Below are 6533 nucleotides of genomic sequence, written 5' to 3'. Positions count from 1 at the left end.
CGGGGGCGGGCGCCGCCACGCCCCGCGGCGGCCCCCACCGCCGGGCCCGGGGCCGGGTGCCCGGCGGCGCGGATAGAGATGCGGGTTCGGCCCACCGGGCCGACCGCGGCGGTCAGCTCGTCGTGTAGGACCCGCACGCGAGGTCGCTGGTGATGTCGTACTTGTCGCCGGCCATCTGCACGACGGACGTGCAGGGTGTCGACAGGAAGTGGTTGAGCGGCCAGCGGGACTCGGGCATCGCGTTCTCGACGTAGTAGGTGAAGTCGTCGTTCATGAGTTTCAGCAGGGTGTTGAGGTTCAGGTCCCTGCCAGCCTTGGTCGCGGCGGCGAGGAACAGGTCCGCGGACCAGTACCCGGCGATCGTCGGCAGGCTGAGCGGAGTGCCGGGGGCGTACTTCTCGAGGTCATCGGCCATCTGCTTGACCGCCGGCACGGAGAGGTCCACGCCCGGCTGCCACTGCAGGGACGTGTAGGCCCCCTGCAGCCCGGGCAGGTTGGCGGCGGCCAGCCGGGGGTCATAGCCGACGGTGTTGAGGTGCTTGCCCTTGTACCCGGCGGCGCCCAGCGCCTCGGTCAGCTTCAGCGTCGAGGTGAAGTCCGTGCCGTAGAGCACCACGTCCGGGGGCGCGCCCTTGTTCGCCGTCATGATCGCGCTCACGATCGGGGTGGCGTCGGCCAGGCCGGAGTTGGGAACGGGCGTCTCCAGGTACACGACGTCGAGGCCGACCGATTTCAGCTGCCGGGCGATGGAGGCCAGGCCGGTCCGGGCCGTGTCGCCGTCGTTGCCGACCAGGGCGAGCGTCTTCCCGGTCGCGTCGCCACCGAAGAGAGCATTGATCATGACACCGTAGGTGGTGGCGGTGGCCTTGAGGTCCTTCTCAGGCAGCAGGCATCCGGTGATGCCGAACCCGATCGAGGTGTTGCAGAAGCCGGAGTTGAATCCCCAGCCGAAGAAGGGGACGGTCTGGGCGCAGAAGGTGTCGAGGTAGCTCGCGCCGCTGGTCATCACCGGCACGGCCGCGAAGACCTTCTGCTGCTCGACGAGCACCTTGGCCTGCGAGCCGTTGCGGGCCGGGTCGTTGCCGTCGTCGAGGACGCCGACAAAGTTGATCTTGCGCCCGTTGACGCCGCCCTCGTCGTTGGCGCGGGCGAACCGCGCCTTGGCGCCCGCGTCCGTACCGGTCATCGAGCTGCCGGACGGGCTCGTCAGGTAGGCCAGCCCACCGACGGTGATCTCGGTGTCGGTGATGCCCCTGGTCGGGTCAGCGGCCGTCTGGCCACAGCGGAGAGCGGACAGGTCGGGCTTGAACCCGCCGTCGCTCCATCCGGACGCGGGCCCGGCCTTCACGTCGGTGACGCTGATCGCCGGGTCGCTGGTCGCCGTGGTGGCGTCGTCGTCCGAACAGGCGGCCATCCCGGCCATGATCGCGGACGACGCGGCCAGTGCCGCGACGAGTCGGGTGGTTAATCGTGCCGACAGCCTCATCAGAATCCTTTGTCGTAGATCGCGGCGCGCCGTCAGGCACGCCGCGACCGGATGAAACGGAAATCAGGTCACGAGAGGGGGCATGCTCGTCGACGACGGTGATCGCGGCCGCGCCTTCCGGCTGCGTTCGTCCCGCGATGATCATTCAGTTCCGTGGCGCCGAAGCGGCGCCACGCTCAGACCCGGGACAGGACCTGGCGCAGGCCCTGGCTGACCAGGTTGTCGTAGGGAAAGGTGTCGGGCATGAGGCCCATGTCGACGATCAGCCTTCCCATCCGCGCCATGATCACGGTGAACCGGAGCCCGGCGAACACCTCGAAGTAGTCGAGGTTGTCGGTGGAGCGCCCGGTGGCCGACCGCCAGAGCGCGGCCGTTTCCGCGCGCGCCGGGAAGCCCGGCAGACGGTCGAAGCCCGCGCCCCTGGTCAGGGTTTCGTCGGCGAAGACCCACCAGCCAAGGTCGAGAAGCGGGTCGCCGACGGCCGCCATCTCCCAGTCGAGAACTGCGGCGACCTCGAAGTCCTGAAAGATGAGGTTACTGAGCCGAGCGTCGCCCCAGCACAGCGTCGGCGGTTCGACGGACGCCCGGGGCTGGTTGCGTTTCAGCCAGGTGAGCGCGGCCCTGGCCAGCTCGAAGGGCTTGTCCTCCTCCGCCCAGGCGAGAAATCGTTCGTAGCGTTCGATCTCGGCGGCAAGCGGGTCGTCGGGTGTCACGAGCATGCCCGAGGGGAGACTCAGGCCGTCCAGCGGCGTGGTGTGGACACTCGCCAGGGCGCGCACGCCGCTGACCCAGACGCCATGCTGCTGCTCGGGTGTCGCCTCGGCCAACCAGCCGCCCGACGCATAGGGCGGGGTGTCGCTGGGGATCTGGCCGGCCACTCGGTCCATGATCCAGAAGGGGGCGCCGAACAGGGACGGGTCCGGCTCGAACCAGTGCATCCGCGCCATCGGCACGCTGGAGGCGTCGGCCAGGGCGCGCATCACGTGGAACTGCAGGGCGAACGTGTCGTCGGGGAACACCACGTAGCTCGTCGGCGCGATGCGGGCGACCAGTTGGTGCCGCTCCGGCCCGGTGGGGCCGGACCACGTCGCGTCGAACAGGACCGTCTCGTTGGACGCGCCGGTGCCGGCGGGGATGGTCGGGTCCCCTACCTCGACGTCGGCCAGCCCGCGGACATCGGTGAGCCAGGCGCGCAGTCGCCCGGCGGTCTCCCCAGGATCACGTAACTGAAAGTCCATGAGCTGACCTCGCGGTTGCGGCAGGAAAAAGCTATATATATATCGTCAGGGGGTGCTGCTCGCCCGCGGTCCGCGAGGCACGTCGCGGAAGGCGTCGGTGTCGGCGCGGCGTTCGCGGGGCATGTCGAGCAGCCGTTCGGCGATGACGTTGCGGGCCATCTCGGTGGTGCCGCCGCCGATGCAGGACGCCTGGCGGATCAGGTAGCCGAGCCCCACCTGGGCGTTGGTCTCCTCGTCGGGCGCCCAGACCACCCCGGCCTCGCCGTACACCTCGGTGGCGATCGCCGCCCGGCGGGCGTTCGTCGTGCCGCCGAACAGGCGCAGCATCGCGGCGGCGTGGTGGGGGAGCGCGCCGGTGGCCATCTTGCGGGTGACGGACTCGACGAGCGCCCGCTGGACGAGGGCGTCGGCACGGGCCTCGCCGAGCAGGCCGCGGGTGTGGCTGTCGTCGATCAAGCCGAGCCGGCGGGCGGCGGTGACCAGCACGGTGATCTCGTAAGGGCCGTCGCTCGGCCGGTTTCCGCCGCCGGTGATGTAGGGGGAGCCGCCGGAGATGGTCCGCTCGTGGTGGAGCCAGCGGGTCATGACGCTCCAGCCGGCGTCGACGTCGCCGATCCGGTCGGCGTCGGGCACGGCGACGTCGGTGAGGAACTCCTGGCAGAAGTCCTTGGAGCCGTTCACGAGCTCGACCTGGCGGATCGCCAGGCCGGGGGCGGACATCGGCAGGCTGAACACCGTCAGCCCTCGGTGCTTCTCGACGTCCCAGTTCGTGCGGGCCAGGCACAGCGCCCAGTCGCCCCACCAGCCCGACGTGGTCCAGATCTTCGACCCGTTCAGCAGCCACTGGTCGCCGTGGCGGGTCGCGGTGGTGACCGCGCCCGCGGCGTCGGAGCCGCCGCCCGGCTCGGACAGCAGCTGGACCCAGATCTCCTCGCCGCGCAGCATCCCTGGGATGTGGCGATGCTTCTGTTCCTCGGTGCCGAACTCGAGCAGCACGGCCATGCAGGGGATGAACGTGGATGCCTGGATCTCGGCGGGGTAGTCGTAGCCCTTGATCTCTCGGTTGAACGCGGCCTGGTGCGCCGGCGTCAGCCCCTGCCCGCCGTATTCCCTGGGCACGCAGATGCCGGCGAACCCGCCGTCGAACAGGCGGCGTTGCAGCTGGCGGCAGGTGGCGGCGCGGGCCAGCACCTCGTCGTCGGTGGGGTGGGTGGCGGCGTAGAGGAAGAAGGTCTCCCTGCCCTGGTCGGCCAGGGGCATGTTCTCGGCCAGCCAGGCACGGGCGCGCGCCGCGAACGCGTCGACATCCTCCAGGTCCGCGTTCACGCCGTCTCCTCCTGTTGCATGCCGGCCTCGACCAGTCGCACGAGCCGTTCGCTGAAGTACGCCGGGGTGCCGAACGACTGCGCGTCGACGGTGGCCCGGCGCAGGTAGAGGTGCAGGTCGTGCTCGAAGGTGACGCCGATGCCACCGTGCAGCTGCACGCAGTCCTGGATCACCTCCGGGCCGAGCCGGCCGGCGTACGCCTTGGCGGCGCTCGCCCACGACCGGGCGTCGCCGGCGCCGTCGCCGACCCGCCGCGCCGCCTTCTCGACGACGGCCGCGCCCGCCTCGAGCTGGGTGCGCAGGTCGGCCATCCGGTGCTTGATCTCCTGGTAGGACCCGAGCGGCCGCCCGAACGAGTACCGGTCGCCCGTCCAGCGCAGCGTCATCGCGAACGCGCGCTCCATCGCGCCGACGATCTGGGCGGCCTGCAGCACGGCCGTGAGGTCGAGCAGCTCCTCGTCATGATCGTCTGCGGTGCCGGGCTCGCCGACCCGGGACGTCGCCGGCAACGCGACCCCCCGCAACGCGACCGCCGCGTAGCGCCGAGTCAGGTCCAGTCCGCCCAGCGGGGCGGTGTGGACTCCGGGGGCGTCGAGCGGGACGAGATGGTGCGAGCGGGTGCCATCGTCGTCGACCGCGGCGACCAGGAGATATCCGTTCGGCGCCCCGGTCTCGACGTGGGGCACCGTGCCGTCCAGAACCACCCGGTCGCCCGAGCGGGCCGCCCGTACCCCCGCCGGGGCACGCCGCCCCAGCCGCGGCGCGTACCCCCAGGCGGCGGTGGCGCCGCCGTCGAGCAGCTCGGCGAGCGCCGCGCCGTGCCGCTCCTTCGAGCCCCACCGTCCCAGCGCCGCGGCGACGATGTTGGTCCCGATCAGCGGCCCGGGCGCGGCGTGCCGCCCGAACTGGAACGCGACCGCCACCAGGTCGGCCAGGCCGTTGCCGCTGACCGAACCACCGCCGGCGCTCTCCGCCACCAGGAGTGTCGTCCAGCCCAGCTCGGCACCCTGCTTCCACAGCGCCGCGTCGAACGTCGAGTCCCGCCGCGCCAGCTCACGCAGGCGCGCGGGAGGGTAGGTCGCCGCCAGGTACTGCTCCGTGGTGGCCTCGAGCAGATCCTGGTCCGCCGTCTGCGTGAACATCGTCCTCCTGGGCGTCCCGCGTGGCCGGTCGGCTCTCCCCGTCGCCGCGGTCCCGCTACGACGCCTGAACGACGGGGCGCCGTCGGGCTGGAGGATCCAGCTCCGACGTGGCGGGCCCCTTCGGATTCGTGATCTTCATGAGGACCTCCGGGAGCCGCCGGGAGGTCGGACCGGGCAGTGGCACGTTCGCGTGGGTAAAGTCTCATACTCCGGTCTTGAAAGCGACAGTACCAGTCGTCCCGGTCGCGCGACAGCCACGTCCGCGGCGCCGGCGCGGTACGTCCGAGGTGCGAGGCCGCCCGTCCGGACCGATCTCGCCGCGGCCGTTGCGTCGCTATACCTCTAGATATATCCTCGGCCCTGGGCGCGGGGATGTCGACCTTCTCGGTAGCGGTCCGCGCCGCGAGGCGCGATCCCGGGCGTTGATCGACCCGGCCCTCGTCCGAGCGCCGTGCGGGCGCTGTCCACTCATCTCCACTGGCGTCGTAGAGGACTGGGCATGGATCTGGAAGCGGCGGGCGGCGTCTTCACCGACCCGAAGGCGTACGCGGACGAGAAGCGCTTCCACGCGGCTACCGCGCTGCTGCGCCGCGAGTCTCCGGTGCACCGGGTCGAGTCCGCGAAGTACCCGCCGTTCTGGGCGATCACCCGCTACGACGACGTCATGGAGATCTCGCGCGACTCCGAGGTCTGGCACAACGCGCCACGCACGACCGTGCACCAGAATCCCGACAGCCCGCAGGCACCGGTGCGCACGCTGGTCCAGATGGACGCGCCCGACCATCTGGTCTACCGGCACATCAGCGCGGACTGGTTCAAGCCCGCCGGTGTCCGCAAGCTGTCCGGCCGGATCGCCGAGCTCGCGAAGCGCTACGTCGACCGTCTGGCCGACCTTGGCGGCGAGTGCGACTTCTTCACCGACGTCGCGGCGCACTACCCGCTCTACGTCATCCTCTCGCTGCTCGGGATGCCCGAGGAGGACTTCCCGAGGATGCTCAAGCTCACCCAGGAGCTCTTCGGCGCCGAGGACGCTGACCTGGCGAGAGACGCCAGCGACGAGGCGGCCGCGCTGGCCCTGCTGGACTTCTTCCAGTACTTCCAGGGGCTGATCGCGAACCGCCGGGAGAACCCGACCGACGACCTCGCGTCCGTCATCGCCAACTCCACGATCGAGGGGGATCCGATCGGGGAGCTGGAAGCCGTCGGCTACTACGTGCTGATCGCGACCGCCGGTCACGACACGACGAGCGCTGCCATCTCGGGTGGGCTGCACGCGCTGCTGACCAACCCGGAACAGTGGCGACGGCTGTCCGCCGACCCGTCCCTCGTCCCGACCGCCGT

General features: G+C 70.9%; 5 protein-coding genes. 1 reads left to right on the top strand and 4 read right to left on the bottom strand.

Going from position 1 to position 6533, the window contains the following annotated elements:
* Nucleotides 1-112: 112 nt before the first annotated feature.
* The 4 genes from I6A81_RS39885 to I6A81_RS39870 form a co-directional block, all read right to left on the bottom strand.
* Complete coding sequence (locus tag I6A81_RS39885) at nucleotides 113-1486, bottom strand: ABC transporter substrate-binding protein (protein ID WP_203006714.1); 1374 nt, start codon at nucleotides 1484-1486, stop codon at nucleotides 113-115.
* Between the two features lie 176 nt (nucleotides 1487-1662).
* Nucleotides 1663-2724 carry a phosphotransferase family protein gene (locus I6A81_RS39880; RefSeq protein ID WP_203006715.1) on the bottom strand — a complete coding sequence of 354 codons (1062 nt, stop codon included), beginning with the start codon at nucleotides 2722-2724 and terminating at the stop codon, nucleotides 1663-1665.
* A 45-nt stretch (nucleotides 2725-2769) separates the two neighbouring features.
* Entirely contained in the window at nucleotides 2770-3984 is a 1215-nt protein-coding gene (locus I6A81_RS39875) for an acyl-CoA dehydrogenase family protein (protein ID WP_407661459.1), read from the bottom strand.
* 62 nt (nucleotides 3985-4046) lie between these two features.
* Nucleotides 4047-5192: an acyl-CoA dehydrogenase family protein gene (locus I6A81_RS39870; protein ID WP_203006717.1), complete on the bottom strand. Its 1146-nt coding sequence runs from the start codon at nucleotides 5190-5192 to the stop codon at nucleotides 4047-4049.
* Between the two features lie 499 nt (nucleotides 5193-5691).
* Between I6A81_RS39870 and I6A81_RS39865 the strand changes: the two genes are divergently transcribed.
* Nucleotides 5692-6533 (top strand): cytochrome P450 family protein (locus I6A81_RS39865; RefSeq protein ID WP_203006718.1); only part of this gene is annotated, 842 nt, incomplete at its 3' end.

It is taken from the genome of Frankia nepalensis, assembly GCF_016786325.1.
Taxonomy (GTDB): Bacteria; Actinomycetota; Actinomycetes; order Frankiales; family Frankiaceae; genus Pseudofrankia; species Pseudofrankia nepalensis.
Note: the sequence above shows the minus strand (reverse complement) of the source record. Positions and strands in the feature narration are given on the sequence as shown.

Coding starts and splice junctions, on each gene's coding strand:
- I6A81_RS39875 (WP_407661459.1), bottom strand. CDS start 3,984: ATGCCCCTGGCCGACCAGGGCAGGGAGACCTTCTTCCTCTACGCCGCC.
- I6A81_RS39870 (WP_203006717.1), bottom strand. CDS start 5,192: ATGTTCACGCAGACGGCGGACCAGGATCTGCTCGAGGCCACCACGGAG.
- I6A81_RS39885 (WP_203006714.1), bottom strand. CDS start 1,486: ATGAGGCTGTCGGCACGATTAACCACCCGACTCGTCGCGGCACTGGCC.
- I6A81_RS39880 (WP_203006715.1), bottom strand. CDS start 2,724: ATGGACTTTCAGTTACGTGATCCTGGGGAGACCGCCGGGCGACTGCGC.